1 pseudogene is annotated in these 1,276 nt (G+C 48.4%); it reads left to right on the top strand.

From position 1 onward, the window contains the following. Positions 1-1,276 (top strand): annotated as a pseudogene (gene mukB / locus R7Q47_RS25085) (chromosome partition protein MukB); the annotation flags it as partial.

Below are 1,276 nucleotides of genomic sequence, written 5' to 3'. Positions count from 1 at the left end.
TTAATCGCGTTCAAGAAGAACTTGAGCTTTTAATCGAATCGGAATCGGCACTAGAGCAAGACTATCAAGCGGCTTCTGACCACTTGCAATTGGTGCAAAACGCACTGCGCCAGCAAGAGAAAATCGAACGTTACCAAGAAGATCTTGAAGAGCTTAGCGAGCGTCTTGAAGAGCAGATGATGGTCGTTGAAGAAGCGCAAGAACGCGTGATGATGGTGGAAGAGCAAGCAACCGTTGCAGAAGAAGAGGTGGACAGCCTCAAGACGCAACTGGCAGACTACCAACAAGCACTAGACGTTCAGCAAACTCGTGCTCTTCAATACCAACAAGCGGTTCAGGCACTTGAGAAAGCGAAACAACTACTTGGTGATGACTGCCTGACGGCAGAATCCGCGCAAGCACTTGTTTCTGAGCTTAAGAACAAAGAATCAGAAAGCACTAACGCGCTGCTATCGGTTAAGCACAAGTTGGATATGTCTTCTGCAGCAGCAGAGCAATTTGAAACTGCGCTGAAGCTCGTACAAAGTATCGTTGGGCAAGTCGAACGTAAAGATGCGGCTGAACAAGCGAAAATCGTCATTACGAAAGCGCGTGAATCTCAGCAAATCGCACAAAACGAACAACAATGGCGTGCTCAACATCGCGACCTCGAACGTAGCTTAAACCAACAGCGTCAAGCTCGTGAATTGGTCACGGAATATCAAAAACAGTTCCATGCTGAACTGACGGACGAAATCACGTTTGAACAAGAACGTGAACGTCACGCGATGCAAATCGAAACGCTAGAAATGACGCAAGAAGAGCTGCGTGAACAACGCAGTGAACAGCGTCGTCTAGAACAAGATGCTGCGGCAGAAATCAACAAGCTAGAAGCCATTGCACCAACTTGGATTGCCGCTAACGATGCGTTGGAAAAATTGCGTGAGCAAAGCGGTGTAGAGTTAGAAGATCGCCATGCTGTGATGAGCCACATGCAGGTTGTTCTGGAACAAGAGAAAGAACTGTCTCTTGCGAAAGACAAACTGGCAGAGCGTCGCTCGCAACTAGAAAGCGAAATTGAACGGTTGGCATCACCTGGTGGTTCAAACGATCCTCGTCTGAAAGGCTTGGCAGATACACTAGGCGGTGTGCTTCTATCCGAGATTTACGACGACATTACAATCGACGATGCACCGTACTTCAGCGCGATGTATGGTCCGGCACGTCACGCGATTGTGGTTTCTGACCTGTCGGGTATCGAAGAGAAACTGGTAGAGCTAGACGACTGTCCAGAAGA

The organism is Vibrio sp. Vb0349 (assembly GCF_033338975.1).
Note: the sequence above shows the minus strand (reverse complement) of the source record. Positions and strands in the feature narration are given on the sequence as shown.